The 1,402-nt window shown below is 42.7% G+C and carries 1 protein-coding gene; it reads right to left on the bottom strand.

The genetic code is table 11. From position 1 onward, the window contains the following. Positions 1–109: 109 nt before the first annotated feature. Positions 110–1,087: a class 2 integron integrase IntI2 gene (intI2, locus tag KU392_RS14230; RefSeq protein ID WP_063962748.1), complete on the bottom strand. Its 978-nt coding sequence runs from the start codon at positions 1,085–1,087 to the stop codon at positions 110–112. Positions 1,088–1,402 lie beyond the last annotated feature (315 nt).

Here is a 1,402-nt window from a genome sequence, read left to right as displayed (position 1 = left end):
GAACAATGGTAGAACTGGCTCATATTTATCCCCTCTATGATTGTTTATCTTTTTCACCATAAAAAGTATCAGGGGCTACTCAGGGCTACATAAAGATATTTATCTACTTTTACTGATTGATAAGTAGCATCAGTCCATCCGCAGGACTGGTGGTGCCGGCAAAATGCTGACCCAACACATGCGTATAGATTTGCGTGGTCTTAACATCGGTATGCCCTAAGAGTTCTTGCACAGTGCGAATATCACGCCCCGCTTGTAATAGATGCGTAGCAAACGAGTGACGAAATGTATGACAAGTGACACGCTTGCTAACGATGCCTGCTTTTTGTACGGCTGCCTTCAATGCCTTTCGCGCAACGGAGTCATGCAGATGATGGCGGCATAATTTGCCGTTATACGGGTGGTTGCAGAGCGTGCTGGAGGGAAAGACAAACATCCACGCCGCTTGTCGATAAGCAGAAGGGTATTTGCGATCTAAAGCAAAAGGCAGCGATGGCCCTACGCCTTGTAAGTTGTCGTCTTGCTGAATAAGCCGCGCTTGCTCAATGAGTTGTTTTATTGCTGGGATTAGGCGCGTGGGCAGTAGGCTGTTTCTGCTTTTCCCACCCTTACCGTCATGCACAGTGATGCAGCCATTATCAAAATCAAAATCTTTAACCCGCAAACGCAAGCATTCATTAATGCGCAAACCTGCACCATACAGCAGCGCAAAAATAACTTGGTTGCGAGTATCCATAACCTGCAAAATGCGTTGCACTTCATTTGCAGAGATAACAGAGGGTAGCCGTCTAGGCTTGCTTGCAGGGATATAATCAATATCGCCCAACGGCTGTTGTAAAAACCTGTTGTACAAAAAAGCTAGGGCATTTAAAGCGATTTTCTGCGTGTTTATGGCTACATGTCTGCTGTTTGCTAAGCTGGATAAAAACAGCCTGACCTCTTCACTGCCCATGGTCTGAGGATGACGTTTTTTGTGAAACAGAATAAAACGCTTAATCCAGTGCAGGTAAGTTTTTTCAGTTTTCAGCGCATAACCTTTTTGCCGCATATCCGTGCGTATAGAATTTAAAAATGGACTGTTAGACATAAAACGCTCCTTGTCTTGCAACTGTCTGCCTATACAGCCTATTCTAGCTGGGATTTAAAAAAGTGCCTGTTTTTTACGCCTAGAGATGCTTGTTTACCGGTAGAGTTTTAATTTAATGCTAAATAAATTAAAGTGTTATGAGTTCTTTGGGTTAGATAATGTGCATCGTGCAAGCAGGATAGACGGCATGCACGATTTGTAATAACAGAGTGTCTTATATTTTTAAAGAAAGTCTATTTAATACAAGTGATTATATTAATTAACGGTAAGCATCAGCGGGTGACAAAACGAGCATGCTTACTAATAAAATGTTAG

Origin of the sequence: Advenella alkanexedens (genome assembly GCF_019132845.1) — a bacterium.
Taxonomy (GTDB): domain Bacteria; phylum Pseudomonadota; class Gammaproteobacteria; order Burkholderiales; family Burkholderiaceae_B; genus Advenella; species Advenella alkanexedens.
The sequence above is the reverse complement of the archived record's forward strand: the minus strand, read 5'-3'. Positions and strand labels throughout refer to the sequence as shown.

Coding starts and splice junctions, on each gene's coding strand:
- intI2 (WP_063962748.1), bottom strand. CDS start 1,087: ATGTCTAACAGTCCATTTTTAAATTCTATACGCACGGATATGCGGCAA.